14 protein-coding genes are annotated in these 15,920 nt (G+C 66.8%); 8 read left to right on the forward strand and 6 right to left on the reverse strand.

Translation table 11 applies throughout. The features are described 5' to 3' along the window. Positions 1 to 115 precede the first annotated feature (115 nt). From LuPra_RS19850 to LuPra_RS19865, 4 genes are all read left to right on the forward strand, one after another. Positions 116 to 2,848, forward strand: a complete 2,733-nt coding sequence (locus LuPra_RS19850) for a cation-translocating P-type ATPase (protein ID WP_110172358.1) — start codon at positions 116 to 118, stop codon at positions 2,846 to 2,848. 255 nt (positions 2,849 to 3,103) lie between these two features. Next, positions 3,104 to 3,709, forward strand: coding sequence for a flavodoxin domain-containing protein (locus LuPra_RS19855; RefSeq protein WP_110172359.1), 606 nt, complete (start codon positions 3,104 to 3,106; stop codon positions 3,707 to 3,709). Then, the gene (locus tag LuPra_RS19860; RefSeq protein ID WP_110172360.1) at positions 3,685 to 4,185 is read left to right on the forward strand and encodes a universal stress protein; all 501 of its coding nucleotides are present in this window, start codon (positions 3,685 to 3,687) and stop codon (positions 4,183 to 4,185) included. Before LuPra_RS19855 ends, LuPra_RS19860 begins: the two co-directional genes overlap by 25 nt. A gap of 126 nt (positions 4,186 to 4,311) precedes the next feature. Beyond that, positions 4,312 to 5,085: an ABC transporter ATP-binding protein gene (locus tag LuPra_RS19865; RefSeq protein ID WP_234800475.1), complete on the forward strand. Its 774-nt coding sequence runs from the start codon at positions 4,312 to 4,314 to the stop codon at positions 5,083 to 5,085. Between the two features lie 58 nt (positions 5,086 to 5,143). On the opposite strand, the gene LuPra_RS19870 is transcribed toward LuPra_RS19865, so the two are convergent. Genes LuPra_RS19870 through LuPra_RS19890 form a run of 5 tightly spaced genes read right to left on the reverse strand, consistent with a single transcriptional unit; the run spans position 5,144 to position 10,175 of the window. Beyond that, positions 5,144 to 5,872 (reverse strand): hypothetical protein, encoded by a 729-nt coding sequence (locus tag LuPra_RS19870; RefSeq protein WP_157899443.1) that lies wholly within the window; start codon positions 5,870 to 5,872, stop codon positions 5,144 to 5,146. 22 nt (positions 5,873 to 5,894) lie between these two features. Next, on the reverse strand, positions 5,895 to 7,097 hold the full coding sequence (locus tag LuPra_RS19875; RefSeq protein WP_110172363.1) for an ABC transporter permease: 1,203 nt from the start codon (positions 7,095 to 7,097) through the stop codon (positions 5,895 to 5,897). Positions 7,098 to 7,100: 3 nt separating this feature from the next. Further along, positions 7,101 to 8,303 (reverse strand): ABC transporter permease, encoded by a 1,203-nt coding sequence (locus tag LuPra_RS19880; protein WP_110172364.1) that lies wholly within the window; start codon positions 8,301 to 8,303, stop codon positions 7,101 to 7,103. After that, entirely contained in the window at positions 8,290 to 9,006 is a 717-nt protein-coding gene (locus LuPra_RS19885) for an ABC transporter ATP-binding protein (protein ID WP_110172365.1), read from the reverse strand. Before LuPra_RS19885 ends, LuPra_RS19880 begins: the two co-directional genes overlap by 14 nt. Continuing rightward, positions 9,003 to 10,175: an efflux RND transporter periplasmic adaptor subunit gene (locus LuPra_RS19890; RefSeq protein ID WP_157899444.1), complete on the reverse strand. Its 1,173-nt coding sequence runs from the start codon at positions 10,173 to 10,175 to the stop codon at positions 9,003 to 9,005. Before LuPra_RS19890 ends, LuPra_RS19885 begins: the two co-directional genes overlap by 4 nt. A gap of 300 nt (positions 10,176 to 10,475) precedes the next feature. On the opposite strand from LuPra_RS19890, the gene LuPra_RS19895 reads away from it, so the two are divergent. Both LuPra_RS19895 and LuPra_RS19900 read left to right on the forward strand, forming a co-directional pair. Next, on the forward strand, positions 10,476 to 11,408 hold the full coding sequence (locus tag LuPra_RS19895) for an LOG family protein (RefSeq protein ID WP_110172367.1): 933 nt from the start codon (positions 10,476 to 10,478) through the stop codon (positions 11,406 to 11,408). Positions 11,409 to 11,564: 156 nt separating this feature from the next. Next, positions 11,565 to 12,008 (forward strand): CBS domain-containing protein, encoded by a 444-nt coding sequence (locus LuPra_RS19900; RefSeq protein ID WP_110172368.1) that lies wholly within the window; start codon positions 11,565 to 11,567, stop codon positions 12,006 to 12,008. Positions 12,009 to 12,059: 51 nt separating this feature from the next. Here the strand turns inward: LuPra_RS19900 and LuPra_RS19905 are convergent, their stop codons facing one another. Beyond that, positions 12,060 to 12,521 (reverse strand): OsmC family protein, encoded by a 462-nt coding sequence (locus tag LuPra_RS19905; RefSeq protein WP_110172369.1) that lies wholly within the window; start codon positions 12,519 to 12,521, stop codon positions 12,060 to 12,062. A 458-nt stretch (positions 12,522 to 12,979) separates the two neighbouring features. On the opposite strand from LuPra_RS19905, the gene LuPra_RS19910 reads away from it, so the two are divergent. Together LuPra_RS19910 and LuPra_RS19915 are read left to right on the forward strand one after the other, a co-directional pair. Continuing rightward, a complete protein-coding gene (locus tag LuPra_RS19910; protein WP_157899445.1) occupies positions 12,980 to 13,498 on the forward strand; it encodes an Hsp20/alpha crystallin family protein in 519 nt (172 codons plus the stop codon). A 162-nt stretch (positions 13,499 to 13,660) separates the two neighbouring features. Continuing rightward, entirely contained in the window at positions 13,661 to 15,424 is a 1,764-nt protein-coding gene (locus tag LuPra_RS19915) for an HAD hydrolase family protein (RefSeq protein WP_110172371.1), read from the forward strand. Positions 15,425 to 15,920: the final 496 nt, after the last annotated feature.

Genomic DNA, 15,920 nt, shown 5'->3' on the forward strand with positions numbered 1-15,920 from the left:
GCGCGTGTTCGGTGCACGTGTCTTTGCGGGAGTGCTGGACGGACGTGCTCACGGACTCCCGGCGGCGACCGCGAGCGGAGTACAGCAGTTCCTCGTTCGCGCAACTGGATCACACATGCTGATTCACCAACTCCCACTGGACGCCGCGTTTGCAACCCTGCGCAGTGTCCCGGCCGGCCTGACACACGCAGAGGCCGCTGCACGATGGCACGAATTCGGTCCCAACCGCATCGAACCCCTGGCGCCAACGCCGCTCGCCGTTCGCTTCCTCCGACAGTTCACCCATCTCTTCGCGATCTTGCTGTGGGTCGCCGCGCTCCTGGCACTGATCGCGAACCGATGGATGCCGGGTCAGGGAATGGCCACGCTTGCCGCCGCCATCGTCGCCGTGATCGTGATCAACGGCGCCTTCTCGTTCTGGCAGGAGTACCGTGCCGAAGAGACGATGTCCGCGCTGCAGCGTCTGCTCCCTCACCAGGTGAGGACGCTGCGCAACGGGGCAACGGTGGTGCTCGCATCCGAGGACGTCGTCCCCGGCGATGTCATCTTTCTGACTGCCGGAGACGACGTGCCCGCCGACTGTCGGCTCGTCGAAGGATTCGGCGTTCGTGTCAGCAACGCCACGGTCACCGGCGAAGCGCGACCCGTGTCGCGAGACGCGCACCCCTCGGCCGATCCGGACCTGCTGCGGAGTCGAAACGTACTGCTGGCTGGCACCTCCGTGACGAGCGGTGAGGCAAAGGCGCTGGTATTCGCGACGGGGATGCATACCGCGTTCGGGAGAATCGCCCATCTGACCCAGACGACGATTGATCCACCGTCGCCGCTTCAGAAGGAGATTGCGGCGCTGAGCCGCGTGCTGGCTGCCCTGGCGATCACAATCGGCCTGGTCGTCTTCGTGATTGGTCGATTCATCGGCCTGTCCACATCCGTCAGCGTCGTCTTCGCCATCGGCATCATCGTCGCGAACGTGCCGGAAGGTCTGCTGCCCACGGTGACACTGGCGATGGCCCTGGCCGCCCGCCGCATGGCCAGGCGAAACACATTGGTGCGTCACCTGCCCAGCGTCGAGACGCTTGGCTGCGCCTCGGTCATCTGCACCGACAAGACCGGCACGCTGACACAGAACCGCATGGAGATTCAATCACTCTACGCGGACGGTGTGTTCGTGGATCCACATGCCGCCGAAACCGCGGCGTTCGCCGCCAGCCATCGCCATCTCCTCGAGTGCGCCGCATGCTGCCACGACCTGAAGTACGCGGGCGAGGGCGGACATTCCCAGTGGATCGGCGATCCCATGGAGCTGGCGCTGGCACGGATGGCACGGACGGCACTTGGCGACACGGCGGGCTTCGTCCGCATCGACGAGATCCCCTTCGAATCAGAGCGCAAGCGGCTGGTGACACTGCATCGCGTTGCTGGTGAGCCTGTGGCGTTCGTGAAGGGAGCTCCGGAAGCGGTGCTCTCGCGTGCGAACCGGATCGACGTCGATGGCGGCGCGGTGGCGTTGCGCCTCGAGCAGCGCGAGGCGTTCGGTGAGGCGGCGACGGTCATGGCTGATCGTGGGCTTCGGGTTCTCGCGCTTGCATATCGAGCCCTCCCGGCCAACTACGTGCTGGCCGACGCCGAGCAGGACCTGGTCGTGACGGGGCTCGTCGGCTTCGAGGATCCGCCGCGACCAGAAGTGCCGGCTGCCGTGCATCGATGCCGTGAGGCGGGCATCAAGATCGTGATGGCGACCGGCGACCATCCGCACACCGCCGTAGCCGTGGCGCGCGAGATCGGACTCGTGCAGGGTACGGCGCCCACCCTGTTGACAGGAGACGACATCAGTCGGATGTCAGACACCCAGCTCCAGCTGGCATTGGATGCCCCGGAGATCGTCTGTGCCCGGGTCACGGCCGAACAGAAGCTGAGAATCGTGAAGGCGTTCCAGCGCAAGCGCCACATCGTGGCGGTCACGGGTGACGGGGTGAACGATGCGCCGGCGCTGCGGGCCGCCGACATCGGCATCGCCATGGGCATTTCGGGCACGGACGTCGCCCGCGAGGCATCGGATCTGGTCCTTCTTGATGACAACTTCGCCAGCATTGTCAACGCCGTCGAAGAGGGGCGCACGGTCTTCGAGAACATCCGCAAGTTCCTGACGTACATCCTGACGTCGAACGTTCCTGAGCTGGTCCCGTACCTGGCATTCGCATTTGCCCGGGTGCCGCTCGCGCTCACGGTGATTCAGATTCTCGCGGTCGATCTCGGTACCGACATGGTGCCAGCCCTGGGCCTCGGTGCCGAAGCGCCGGATACCCGGGTGATGCAACGCCCACCTCGGACCCGGCACGATCGCCTGTTGACGGCCGGGCTCCTCGTGCGTGCGTACCTGTTTCTTGGCGCATTCCAGGCCGTGGCGGCTATGGCGGCCTTCTTCTTCGTCCTCGCTGGAAGCGGATGGCACCGGGGTCAGGAGGTCTCGGTGACCGACGTGCTGTATCGGCAAGCCACCACCGCGTGCCTCACGGCGATCGTGTTGATGCAGGTCGTCAACGTGCATCTCTGCCGCAGTCGCCGGACGTCGATTGTCTCAAGGCCGTTCTTCGGCAACTCGCTGATCACCGCCGGCATCGTCGCTGAGGTCGGATTGATTCTCGCCATCAACTACACCGCTGTCGGCAATGCCGTGTTCGGCACGGCCGCTATCGGATACGAGGCGTGGCTGGTGGTCGTGCCTTTTGCAGTGGCGATGCTGGTGCTCGACGAGGCGCGAAAGGCGTTCGTCCGCAGGCGTGAACGGAAGACGCTCGAGGGTCGCGGCCCAGCGAGCGTCGAAGAGATCGCCGCAACACGGCCCTGAACAGGACCGTACGCGCGCCGGCGACGATCCCTTGGCCCGACCAAGGTGGCTCGGCGCTCGCGTCCGAACACCGCTGTCTGAAGTGAGGAAATTTCCGTGCCTGGCGCGGACTAACGCATCGAATGGACGTCTCCATGCGCTGACCGCTCCGGCAACCACGATTCCCGACGCCACCGGAGGTGCCGGTAGTCTGGAGTCCCGTTTGCAGGTGTTCTTGCCGGGCGTCGGAACGCTCGCCGTCAGCAGGAGGACTACATGTGCACGATCCCCGTGTTCTACGCCACGACCCACGGCCAGACGAGACGCATTGCCGAGCGGATCGCCGAGGCACTGCGGCGCGAAGGTCACGCAAGCTTTCCGCTCGACCTGACCTCCGAGACCGCTCGTCACTTCGACTGGAGGCGCGCGAGCGCCGCGGTGCTCAGCGCGTCCCTCCATACCGGCCGCCATCAGTCCAGCGCGGTGCACTTTGCCCGGACGCACGTCGATCGCCTGAACGCCATTCCGACCTGGTTCGTGTCGGTGAGCCTGAGCGCTGCCTCGGCACACGCAGAGGAACGTTCGGCCGCCGAACGTCTTGCCCGCGAATTCGTCGAGAGTGTCGGTTGGGCGCCAGGCCGGGTGTCGTGCGTCGCCGGGATGCTTGCCTACACTCGGTATTCATTCGTCACGCGGTGGTTCATGCGGCGGATCGCGCGCAAGGAGGGGGCGTCCACCGACACATCCAGGGACCACGAATTCACCGATTGGAGTGCGGTCGCACTGCTCTCGAGGCAGTTCGGCCGCGAGGTCTGGAACCGTGTCCAGGCCCGAGGTGTGAGGAGCAGGGAGGAGAGATGGGCGAACGATTCCAGACGATAGTCGTGGCTGTCGATTTCAGCGAGACCTCAGAGGAGGCGTGGACCGCGGCGTGTCGTCTGGCGATGGACACGCAGAGCGATGTGCACTTGCTGCACGTGAGCCCAGACCCGTTGCGGCAGGCGTGGACCGTCGAGACGATCGGTGTGGACTTCGCCGGCCTGGCTGAGGACTGGCGTCGGTTTGCAGTGGAGCGACTGGCCGCCATTCGTCCGGTCGAGGGCCTCCCCGAGGCGCGCATCACCCGCGAGGTGGTTACCGGCGTGCCGCACGAGACCATCGTCGACTATGCCACCGCGCAGCATGCGGACCTGATCGTCGTCGGCACGCATGGGTATGGCCCCATCAAGCACCTGCTGCTCGGGAGCGTTGCCGAACGCGTCGTTCGGCAGGCACCGTGTCCCGTGATGACCGTGCCACACCGCTCAGTCCGGGCCGAAGCACGCCAGAAGGCAGACGCGTCGCAGATTCCGCGGTAAGGGGGCCTTGTCGCCTGTGCTTGACGTATGCCTACTTCACTTCACCCACGTGCCCCCGCTCCTGAGCCTGCGATCGCCTTCGAACACGTATCACTGGCATTCGACGGCACGACCGTCCTGCGCGATGTGACATTCGCACTCCCCGAAGGGGACACCGCGATCCTCATCGGACCAAGTGGGAGCGGCAAGTCGCTGCTCCTCAAGCTCACACTCGGATTGTTGCAGCCCGATGCCGGCGCCATTTTCGTGCACGGTCGTCGGATCGACCGCCTTTCCGAGCGGGAGTTGGTCGCGGTCCGGGACGAGATCGGCATGCTGTTCCAGGAAGGCGCCCTCTTCGACTCGTTGACCGTTGGCGAAAACGTCGGCTTCAAGCTGGCGGATCAGGCCCGGCTCGCGCCAGACCGCATCCGGGCCCGGGTCGAGGAAGTGCTCGGCTTCATCGGGCTCGAACCCTACATCGACCGGCTGCCGTCAGAACTGTCGGGAGGGCAGCGCCGCCGCGTCGCCATCGCGCGTGCAGTGGCGGCACGACCCCGCGTACTGCTTTTCGATGACCCAACCGCCGGTCTCGACCCGATCACCGCCAAGAGCGTCGACGCCGAGATCATCAAGCTCCGCGACCTGCAGCACGTGAGCGCGCTGGTCGTCACGCATCAGCTGCAGGATGCGTTCTACATCGCGACGCACGAGGCCGCCGTCACCAACGGAAGGTTCGTGATCCGTCCGCGTGCCGATCAGGCGGCCAGCAGGGCCCATGTCCTCTTGCTGCGGGACGGAGCGATCGGGTTCGATGGACCAGTCGCGGCCCTTCTCGACAGTCGCGATCCATACGTGCGGACGTACCTGACAGGCTGGGTACCGCCACTCAGCCTGCACGCATCCGCCGGGGTAGCCTGAGGATCATTGGGTGGCCGGTGGGCTGCTGGCCGTGGGCCGGCGAGCAATGCCGGCTCACCTACCCTGGCGGTCGGCGGTCAGGTCCCCACGTGCCGACACCGTGCTCTTGATGACAGCCCGCGCAAGTACTCAGCACGCGACCATACACACGGGCGCGATCAGGCGGACGCGCCGCCTCTGCCGCTGCCGCCGCAAAGGCCGCGAAGCGTGCATCGCCAATCAACGCCCGCGCGCGCAGTTGGCGCGAGGGCATGTCGCCTCGAGGCAACCGGATGCGACTGAATGTCTGGACGCCTTCGTCCCACGACGACGTCGACGGCTCCACCAGCGCGATCAACAGCAGGTCTGCAGCGGCCTGATGGTCGCGCATCGACGTGGTTGCCGGTGCCGCGTCCTCCAGGTGGCGGGCAGCGCCGGGAACGACATGCTGGGCCTGATGGCACTCGCCGCAGCGTGTCAGCAGCACGGCGGTCGCCCTGGCCGCCACTTCCAGCGTCGGCGCGGTTTCAATCTCGCGCGCCGCATCTCCCATGAGCGTGGAGAACGCGACCCAGCCAGCCGGAAATGGCACGTCCGGGCGGTGGGCCGCAAGCCGTTGCGCGTGCGCTCGTGCGGCGTCGAGATCCCCTCGGACCACCGCGTCGTGGGCCCGGATGACATCGGAGAAGTGCGCACGCATGTAGGCGGCGCGCCGGTCATGCAGGTCTGGCTGGCGTCCGGTCGCCGAAGCCAATGATAAGAGGGCTGCGCCTGCTGCCAACACGCCCAATACGAGTTGTCTCGCCATCACGACTCCCCGCTGCCCTCTCTCACTCTGCTCGCAACGCCGCCACAGGCTCGAGCCGCGCGGCACGCCGTGCCGGCAGGACGCCTGCGAGGAGCCCGGTGGCGATACTCACCGTGAGGGCAAGCACACCGACTTCTGGCAGCACCGCCAGGGGGAGCGCCGGCCACAGCAGCGCGAGACTCATGACCAGCGCGCCCGCGACAGCCAGGCCGGCAAGGCCACCGAGCCCCGACAGCGTTGCAGCTTCCAGGAGGAACATGGCGGTCACCTGGCTGTTGCTCGCCCCTATCGCCTTGAGCAGGCCGATCTCACCAGTCCGCTCGGCGACGGTAATCCACATGATGGTCAGGATGCCGAGACTGCCGACGATCAGCGAGATCGCCGCAATGGCGATGACCGCCGCCTGCACCACGCGCAGCACGCGCCCGAGGGACTCGAGCATCTCGGCTTGCGTCGTGACGGTAAAATCCACCTCGCCGTCGTGCCGGCGCGCGAGTACGCGCGTGATGCCGGCCACGAGCGCATCCGGATCCATGTGGGGCGCAAACTGCACGTCCAGGTGCGTCACGCCAGCATGCCCGAACAGGTCCTGGGCGCTCGCCACTGGCAGGTACACGGCATCGTCCAGGTCGACACCGACAAACTGTCCGCGTGGCGCGAGGGTGCCGATCACGACGAAGCGGCGGCCGCCGGCGTGGACATGCTGTCCGAGTGCATTGCGGTCGCCAAACAACTCCTGCTTCAGTGTCGCTCCGAGCACCGCCGCGGCTGCGGACGCCGAAGTGCCGCTCGGCAGGAACTGCCCCGACGCGATGCGGAGTTTCCAGACCAGCAGGGCCTCGCCCGAGACCCCATACACGAACACGCTTCGCCCACGAGTTGACGTGCTGACCCGCACCTGGCCGATCTCCACCGGCACCACACGTTCAATGCCCGGCACGCGCCGCACGGCGTCGGCGTCGGCCAGCGTGAGCTTCCGAACGGTGGCGCCGATGCCACCCGGCACGCCGCCGGTGGTCACCCGGCCCGGACTCACCGACAGCAGATTCGTCCCGAACTGCGCGAATTCACCGACGATGTAGCGGCGGACCCCCTCCCCCATGGCTGTGAGGACGCAGACGGAGGCGACCGCAATCGCGATGCCGAGCATGCTCAGCGCCGAACGCAGGCGATGGCCCCACACGGCGCCGACAGCGAGACCATACACGTCGGGCAGGTAAGGCATCGGCTACCTCCGATTGAGTGCGACCACCGGGTCGAGCGACGCGGCACGACGGGCTGGCCAGCCGCCGAACGCCAGTCCGATCGCCATCGAGAGGGCGAGCGCCGCACCGGCCGCCCAGATCGGCGGCGTGAACGGAAACGCCGGAAACAGCAGGGCGAAGATCGATGTCACGGCATACGCCACGGCAAGGCCGAGCAGGCCACCGAGGCCGGTCAACAACGCCGCTTCCATCAGGAACAGCCACAACACCTGGCCATGACTGGCGCCAAGCGCCTTGATCAGGCCAATCTCGCGGGTGCGCTCCGACACCGTGACCAGCATCACGTTCATGACGCCGATGCCGGCGACGCCGAGGGAGATGCCGCCAAGCCCCGCAAGCAGCAACGTGAGTACGGCGACGATGTTGCCGAACGACTCCAGCAACGCATCCTGCGTGATCACGGTCACGTCGTTCTCGCCGCGATGGCGGCGTGTGATTTCGCGCACGACACGATCGCTCAGCGACGGCAGATCGGCTGCGTCGGATGCCTCGACGACGACACGGAACACCGAGCGCAGGTCGAACATCTGCATGTGCCACCGGATGGGGATCGTCACCAGATCATCCATGTCCATGCCGAGCGACGTGCCACGCGCGAGCGTGACTCCGACCACCCGACAACGCTCCTCGCCGACCCGAAGGAGTTGCCCGAGCGGATTGCGGGCGCCGAACAACTCCCCAGCCACCGTCGAGCCGATCACGCACACCCGCGGTTCTCCCGCCGCACTCCAGGGCAGGTACGTACCTGCGGCCATGTCGATGTTGCGGATCTGGCGATATGCGGCCGTGGTCCCCACCACGAGCACGTCGCGACTACGCCCGCCGAATCGCACGGTGGCGCGGCCGACGGTGAGCGGCGCCGCCCGGCGCACGCGGCCCAGCCGCTCGAGCGCCGCGACATCCTGGAGGGTCAGGTCGTGCGTGGCCACGGAGATGCCGGCTCCGCCCAGGCCTGATGTCTCGGTTCGCCCCGGCAACACGATTATCAGGTTCGCGCCGAGCGACAGGAATTCGCGGCGCACGTAGACACGCGCTCCCTCGCCAAGGCTCGTGAGAAGCACCACGGACACGACGCCGATCGCCACGGCGCCCACCGACAGGCCGGTGCGCACCATGTGCCCCCGCAGCGCCTGGGCGACGTACCCGACGCGATCACGCCATGACATGGTGCGGCTCCGATGATGCGATCGGGCACGGAGGTCGTTCGTCGGCAACGATGGTGCCGTCGACGAGTCGCAGGATCCGGCTGGCCCGTCGTCCGAGGTCAGGATCGTGGGTGACGATGATCAGCGTGAGCCCTTCGGCGTTCATCGCCTCCAGGAGGCTCACGATGTCGCGTCCCGCGGCACGGTCGAGATTGCCCGTCGGCTCGTCCGCGAGAAGGAGGGATGGTCCCATGACGATTGCCCTGGCGATCGCCACACGCTGTCGCTCACCGCCAGACAGTTCTGCGGGGCGGTGATGCATGCGCGACGAGAGGCCGACGCTTTCGAGCGCGGCCCGGGTCCGCTCGGCCCGCAACGCGCGTGGCACGCCTGCAAACAGCATCGGCAGCGCGACGTTGTCGACGGCGGTCAAGCGAGACACGAGCTGGAAGCTCTGGAAGACAAAGCCGATACGATGCGCCCGGACGCGGGAGAGACTCGCGTCATCGAGCGCCATGACGTCGGTCCCATCGAGGCGATAGGTACCGGCGGTGGGACGATCCAGGCACCCGAGCACGTTCAGCAGCGTGCTCTTGCCAGATCCGGATGGCCCCATCACCGCGACGTACTCGCCGTCGCCGATGCTCAGCGACACGCCGCGGAGGGCCTGCACAGTCGCGGCGCCCACCTGGTAGGTCCGACGCACGTCGTGCAACTCGATCATCGGACGCGCTCCGGCTCCATGCGCACGCGCGCGCCCGCCCGCACACGCGGCCGATCCAGGCTCACGACGATCAGTGCGCCCGGCGCCAAGCCACCGGTGACCTCCGCGAACGCCCAGTTGCGCAAGCCGAAGCGCAGGTCCCGCTCGATCAGGCGGTCACCCTCGACGACGAGTACGGCCCGATCGTCGACGATCGCATTGGTCGGGACCCGCAGTACGCCGTCGCGGCTGCGCACGATCACCTCGACGTCGGCCGACGTGCCCGCCAGCACGCCGACGTCGGCGAGCGGCGCGTCCAGCGTGACGTCCACATCCACGGTGCGGCCCTCTTCCTGCTGCTCGAGCACATAGGGCGCCACCCGGGTCACCTTGCCCCTCAGCGTCCGTCCCGGCAGGGCGTCGAACACGACGCGCACCGGGAGCCCGACCTGCACGCGCGCGACGTCGACTTCGTCGAGTGGCGCACGCACCGACAGTGCGCCTGGTCCGATGATCTCGACTGCGGGTGGCAGGTGGATGCCGGGTGGCGCCGGTGTGATCCATTCGCCGACCTCCGTATGTACTGCCGCGACAATGCCCTCGAATGGTGCGCGCAAGACGGTGCGACGCACCACGACGTCGGCGGCAGTCACCGCAGCGGCCGCGTGCGCCACGTGGGCGCGAGCTGCCTCGCACGCCGCGGCGAAGGCCGCCCGGTCGGTGGCCGCCTGGTCCACGGCCGCGACGGACACGAGTTCTGCGGCCGCGAGCTGGCTGATGCGGGCGTACTCCCGGCCCGCGCGGTCGGCCATGGCGCACGCCTGCCGCGCATCGGCCTCTGCAGCCTCCCGCGCGCGTCGCTGCAACCGTACGTTGGCGACCGCCTCCTCGTCGGAGAGCCGCAGGAGCACGTCACCCCTGCCGACGCGCTGCCCTTCGACGACGGGAATCTTCACGACCCGACCGGCAAGCTCCGGACTCAGCGCGGCCCGATGCTCTGCGCGCACCGTGCCGGCCTTGCTGTTCGTGAGGGTCTCCTCGACCAGGCCGAGGGCCACCTGGTGGACGACCACCGTCACGGTGGGCGCACCAATGAGACCAGCACGCCGCGCCCCCAGGACGCTGATCCCGACGACACCAAGGGCAAGCACGATCCACCAGCGCAGGCGTCGGCGACTGGGCCGAAGCACCTCGGATGCGTCGGAAGGTGTAAGGGTCTTGACCGGCCGGAGCAGGTGCACGTTTACCGACACAGCAGCCTCCAGCCGATGCACGAGCAACACACGTGCCGCGAAGCCCGAGCCATGATCGACCCGCTCGGAAGACCCCGTTGGCGGTCAGTCGCTTGCCGGATTCTTCCCCACCGTGGCCGGAAGATTCCCGCGCGCCGCGGTAGTGGCCCATGCCGATATCGGGCGGTGTGGGCATACAGCACGCACCACCACCGGGCACAACCATTGCTGATGTGCCGCACAAGGGGAACCGCATCGATGCAGCAACCGCCCGAGTATCCGAGGACGGCCGGAGACCACACCAGCACGGGAATCCACGTGGATGCACTGCCCGGTGCTTCCGATGCGGTCTCGAGGGCCACGACGGATCGGATTCTTCTCGAGGGGCCTCATTCCCGCGGCCGGGAACTCTGGCTCGTGGTCCGCGCCCTGCGTGACTTCATCGAAGGGTTCAGAACGCTGCATTTTGTCGGGCCGTGTGTGACGGTGTTCGGTTCGGCCCGCTATGACGAATCGCACCCGTACTACGCGCTGGCGCGCGAGGTCGGGCGCGCTGTGGCACGCCTGGGGTTCACCGTCATGACCGGCGGCGGCCCTGGTCTCATGGAGGCGGCCAATCGGGGCGCGCGCGACGTCGGCGGTCGCTCGGTCGGTTGCAACATCGAGCTCCCCAGGGAGGAGGGGCCGAACCGCTATCTCGACCGCTGCGTCATTTCTCGCTACTTCTTCGTGCGCAAGATCCTGCTCTTCAAGTACTCATACGCCTTCATCGGACTCCCTGGCGGCCTCGGCACCCTCGACGAGCTGTTCGAGGCCTTGACCTTGATCCAGGCGAGAAAGATCGCGAACTTTCCGATTGTCCTGCTTGGCACGGAGTACTGGCGTCCGGTCCAACACCTGCTCGAGCACCTCGCCGACGAGGGCACCATCGATCGCCCCGACCTCGCGCTGTTCCTGCTGACTGATTCGGTGAGCGAGGCGGTGGAGCACATTCAGCGGCACGCCATCGAGCGGTTCGGCCTCAGGCGGCGCCCAATCCGTCCGTCGGCCTGGCTGCAGGAGCGCGACGGCGCTCCTGCCCCGGGGGCTGTGCACGGGCCGAGTCTTCCCGCGCACCCGCGGCCCCTCCAGCGTGATACGCGGATCAGCGGACAAGGCTCGTCGGCACCGACTCCGGACGCACCGCCGTAGTCTCGCGCGTGTTCGCATGTGGACAGAACCTTGCAGCACGTCCTGGTGGAGCCGGCATGAGCGTCGCATGTGTGGCGGCATCATCCACTCCGCCGGCTTCTCTGGCCGCATCGCGTGCAGAACTCGGTTCGAGTTCACCTACCAGGAGGAGACGTCGTGCGCGTCGAAGACATCATGGAACGTGCCGTCGAGGCCGCCGACGCGAGCATGCCAGCCGGCGTGGCGTGGGACCGCATGCGCCGTCGAGGCCTGCGAATGTTTGCCATCGTCGACAGGACGGGCATCGTCGGCATCGTGACCCGCGACCAACTCGGCGGACACGGCGCGCCGACTCGGCGTGATCGGACACTGGGAGACTTCGTCCGGACCGACGTCCTCACCACCACTCCGGATTGTCCGGTGACGCACGCCGCGGCAGTACTCAGTGGGCGTACGCAGGGCTGCCTCCCGGTCCTTCGAGGCACGCAACTGGTTGGTGTACTGACGATCGCGCAACTGCTCGAGAAGCTTGCGCATGCGCCGCACATGGGCCGCGCCGCCCACGTCTGTGGCGCGTGCCGCGAGTCCGAACCTGATCAGAAGGGACACCGCGTGTCTTGAGTGCCTGCGCTCATCGCAGGGAGGGCGCGAAAGGCCGCTGGTTGCGGCAACTTACCCGGGCACGCACATCTCCGCGGGTTCGGCAATCTCGACACTGGTCTCCAAAGTGACCTGGGCGTTCAGCGACCTGGAGATCAGGCAGTTGCTTTCCGCCTTCTCGAGCGCGTGTCGCGCCGCGGCGGCATCCACTCCGGCAGGCACCACCAGATGCGCGCTCATGTCGACGCGCGTGAACTGCGTCACTCGGTCTACCCGATCGAGTGTGCCGGTGGCTTCGCAATCGAGCGATATCCAGGACACTCTCGACGCATTGGAGATTGCGCGAAACGTCAGGATGAAGCAATCGACCACGGCGCCGACCAACAGCGTTTCCGGCGACCATCGGTCACCCGGGCCATCGAACTCGGCTGGGGAAGCAGACTGGAGCACCGTCAGCCGGGCCGCCGACAATGCGACATCGCCTGTGATTCCCCCAGTTCCCCTGACGCGGTATCGATGTGGAAGCGCCTGCATGGTCTCACTCCCGAGTGAATCTCTGCGATGGATACGGTCCGGTCGATCTGCTCGTCTCACGCGCCACGCCCCGTGCCTCGCCACCTGCGCGTCCGCGTGGCCGCCTCCGCTTCGCGGCCCTTCATGCGTATACGCAGCAGATTTCGATCCATTGAGTCCACCTTCGAGTTCGTGGGAGGACTGCAGGAGGATCCGCTGTTTACGTGGCTGCGCCCGGGCGGCTGGGCGCCGAAGTCGGCGACCGAGAACATCGATGTCGTCGGCGCTGCGCGAAAATCTCCACATCCGTGGGTGTTCTTTCGCGGGCTTCTGTCCACCGCCTGTGGAGTGCGATGGCTGGAACTCCGTGCCTCGGCCACATCGGCCCGAGAGCCCCCGATGCCTTTCAGGCACGCTTGTTGCCTTCGAAGCTTGTGCAGCCACCAGCCCGTTGCGGCTGGTGCCAGAGAGGAGGATCCATGTTCGAGAAGAAGCCAGGGCCCCTCGTCCCAATCCGCGGCACGCGCGACCCCTTTGCGCGGTTGCGGCAGATCACCTCAGAGCTCGATCGGGCGTTCCAGGACTGGCCGTCGTTTCACTGGCCGTCGTTTGGCCAGTTCGCGACGTCGGAGTCCGTCGCCTGGTCGCCGAAGATCGATGTCTTCGAGCGAGACCACCGGCTGGTCACGCGAGTCGACCTGCCGGGCATGAAGAAGGAAGACGTCTCGGTCGAAGTGACCGATGGCCACCTCGCGCTGTCCGGGGAACGCAAGTGTGACAAGGCCGAAAAGAACGACAACGTCTATCGAATCGAGCGCGAGTACGGCAGTTTCTTCCGCGCCGTGCCGCTGCCGGACGGCGTCAAGGTCGAAGACGTCAAGGCCACCTTCGCCGACGGCGTGCTCGAGGTCAGCGTCCCGTTGCCCGCGAAGGCCGCGGCGACCGTGAAAACAGTCCAGATCGAGGAACCGAAGGCAGCCACCAAGGGCGCGGCGTAAGAGGTCAGCCTTGCTCCTCCAGCCCCGCGTCCCATGGTCACCGATCCGGTATGGCCGGACCGGTGACCGCATGTGATCCGGGCACCCACTCTTGTGGGCCCATGCGGTCCCGGAGGCGAATACCGCGGCAGGTCACTTGCTGAAGTGCAGGCGGAGCTACCTGTGAAGCTGTCTGCCATCGCGTTGGATTACGACGGCACTATCGCCAGCGGGGATGTGTTGGACCCATCCGCGCAAGACGCCATCGCCGCGACTCGCGCACGCGGGATCGTCGTCGTGTTGGTCACGGGGCGAATTCTCGACCAATTGCGGCGGGTGGCTGGTGACCTGCATTTCGTCGATGGCGTCATCGCCGAGAACGGCGCGGTGATGCATTTTCCTGACAGTGGACGGACCTCCGCACTCGCACCTCCGGTGCCTGAGGAATTCGTCGCCGAACTGAGTCGTCGTGGGATTCCGTTCGCAGCTGGACGGTGCCTGGTCGACGCGGACGCCAACGACGCGCCGCGGCTGCTCGACATCATTCGGACGCTGGAGTTGCCACTCGTGCTCATCTTCAACCACGGGCGCGTAATGGTGGCATCGCAGGGCGTGAGCAAGGCGACCGGCCTGAACGTCGTCCTCGAGACGCTGCGTCTCTCGGCCCGCAACACGGTCGCGATCGGGGACGCGGAGAACGACCACGAACTCCTGCGACTGGCCGAAGTTGGTGTCGCCGTCGCCTGGGGGCGGAAGGCTTTGCAGGCGAGCGCCGATATCGTTCTCGATGGCACCGGCCCGGCGGCGGTGGGCGACTATCTGCGAACGCTCGCCGCGGCCGGAACGCTCCCGATCCCGCCGCGCGCCCGTCGTCGCCTGTTACTCGGGACTCTGGCGGATGGTCGTGAGTTCTCACTCGCGGTTCGCGGGCGCAACGTCCTGGTGACCGGCGACGCCACGTCCGGAAAGTCCTGGGTCGCGGGCCTCCTGTGCGAACAACTGATTCTCCACGGCTACTCCGTGTGCGTCGTCGATCCAGAAGGGGACTACAGCTCGCTGGAAGGGCTGCCCGGCGTGACCGTGCTCGGACGCGACGATGCTCCGCCGACGTCGCGCGAGCTGCTGCGCGCGCTGCGGTATCCGGATCGGAGCGTGGTCCTTGACCTGTCTCGCCTCCCGTACGATGACAAGTTCCATTACGTGCGCGCCATATTGCCGGCGCTGAACGTCTTCAGGCGCCGCACAGGCCTTCCGCATCGCATTCTGCTGGACGAAGCACACTACTACCTGCATGACACGGACGCACCGCAACTGCTCGACTTCGAGCACAACGGTTACACAGTCGTCACGTATTGCGCGTCTCGCTTGCCACCAGCGGTGCTCACCAGCACCGAGGTGATGATCGTGACGCGCGAATCGAACCCCGCCGAGATGGACGCGCTCCGCGCCCGTTGCCGGGGATGTGCCGCGATTGACGCGTCGCGCTGGGCTGTGCTTGGCCACCTGAAGGTCGGCCAGGCCGTGGCACTTCCTATCACCGAAGAAGCCGCTGGCGAGTTGCGACTGTTCACGATCGCCCCCAGGCTCACCACTCATGTGCGGCATCGCGAGAAGTACGTCGACGTTCCCGTGAGTTCCGATCGCGCGTTCGTGTTCCGCACGGACGGGCACGCTGGGCAGAGAATTCGTACGCTCCGTCAGTTCGTGTCCGCCCTGGAGACGACGTCGAAACCATTGCTGGCCGGCTACATCGGCCGCGGCGACTTTTCGCGCTGGATTGGCGATGTGTTCGGCGATCGTGCACTTGCCGCAGAGCTGCAGGCGCTCGAACGGCGCCATGGTGCCGGACCGCGGGAGGAGACGCTTCGGGAGATGGTGAGCGCCGTGCGTCATCGGTACGACCTCGCTGACGACGACGTCGAGACGGCGGAGTCGAGTGCACACTGATGCCATACCCTTCTCTACCGTCAACCTCCGGCATCGCCCTTGGCGCACGCCCTGGGCAACGTCACATTGCCTGGAATCTCGCACACTGGGGCAACGCGGGACATTTTGCGGAACCTGGGTGAATTTACCCAGTTGGCCCGCGGCGAGGCCCGCGCGATGGCCGCGAGAATTGCGGCCGGCGACTGTCGATCTTCAAAGAGTTGGCTCAAGCCGCTGGCCAGGTTCGTACGGTATCCGCTTTGCGTGATCTCTCGTTGTGCTTCATCTCGACGCGCTCGCGCCTCGCACGCCGCGGCTGCCGCACCTGCCGTGGGGCGCCTTGGCGCGACTCGCGGTGTCGACTGCGCTGCACGTACCGCTTGTCGTCACCATCGCGAGTGTGATCCAACCCCGGTCAGCACCTCGTATCGACGTTCGCCAAGCCGCAGGCGTCACCGAGCAGCAAGAAGTGGGCGTCCGCCATATCGTGTTTCTCCTGCCGGACGGGCCACAGACA

This window comes from Luteitalea pratensis (genome assembly GCF_001618865.1).
Classification (GTDB): domain Bacteria; phylum Acidobacteriota; class Vicinamibacteria; order Vicinamibacterales; family Vicinamibacteraceae; genus Luteitalea; species Luteitalea pratensis.

Excerpts from the sequence above, each read along its gene's own strand:
- LuPra_RS19850 (WP_110172358.1), top strand. The coding sequence starts at position 116 with ATGCTGATTCACCAACTCCCACTGGACGCCGCGTTTGCAACCCTGCGC.
- LuPra_RS19855 (WP_110172359.1), top strand. The coding sequence starts at position 3,104 with ATGTGCACGATCCCCGTGTTCTACGCCACGACCCACGGCCAGACGAGA.
- LuPra_RS19860 (WP_110172360.1), top strand. The coding sequence starts at position 3,685 with ATGGGCGAACGATTCCAGACGATAGTCGTGGCTGTCGATTTCAGCGAG.
- LuPra_RS19870 (WP_157899443.1), bottom strand. The coding sequence starts at position 5,872 with ATGGCGAGACAACTCGTATTGGGCGTGTTGGCAGCAGGCGCAGCCCTC.
- LuPra_RS19875 (WP_110172363.1), bottom strand. The coding sequence starts at position 7,097 with ATGCCTTACCTGCCCGACGTGTATGGTCTCGCTGTCGGCGCCGTGTGG.
- LuPra_RS19880 (WP_110172364.1), bottom strand. The coding sequence starts at position 8,303 with ATGTCATGGCGTGATCGCGTCGGGTACGTCGCCCAGGCGCTGCGGGGG.
- LuPra_RS19885 (WP_110172365.1), bottom strand. The coding sequence starts at position 9,006 with ATGATCGAGTTGCACGACGTGCGTCGGACCTACCAGGTGGGCGCCGCG.
- LuPra_RS19895 (WP_110172367.1), top strand. The coding sequence starts at position 10,476 with ATGCAGCAACCGCCCGAGTATCCGAGGACGGCCGGAGACCACACCAGC.
- LuPra_RS19905 (WP_110172369.1), bottom strand. The coding sequence starts at position 12,521 with ATGCAGGCGCTTCCACATCGATACCGCGTCAGGGGAACTGGGGGAATC.
- LuPra_RS19910 (WP_157899445.1), top strand. The coding sequence starts at position 12,980 with ATGTTCGAGAAGAAGCCAGGGCCCCTCGTCCCAATCCGCGGCACGCGC.